The sequence below is a fragment of the Variovorax sp. AC103 genome (genome assembly GCF_979254005.1).
In genome coordinates, this window is the sequence record NZ_CEEDFC010000094.1 from 1 (window position 1) to 245 (window position 245).

1 pseudogene is annotated in these 245 nt (G+C 71.8%); it reads right to left on the reverse strand.

The features are described 5' to 3' along the window. Nucleotides 1–245: pseudogene (locus AC0IYU_RS34935) on the reverse strand (ATP-dependent DNA helicase); the annotation flags it as partial.

A 245-nucleotide genomic window follows, 5' to 3' on the forward strand; every position in this document is an offset into this window, starting at 1 on the left:
CGCTGGCCAGGTCGAGGTAGACCAGCGCCACGGTCATTTCTTCGGGGCCGTGCAGTTCGCACAGCATCCAGCCATAGGTGCGGGCCTGCGCCCAGTGCAGGGCGCGGTGGTTGCCGCGACTGGCGTCGAAGTCGCCTCGGAAGGTCTTGATTTCCTCGACCCGGGCCGCTTGCCCCCGGCGCCCCTCGTAGCCGTCGGCCCGCCCGCGCACCCGCAGCGTGCCGCAGGTGGTGTCGAGCCCGACC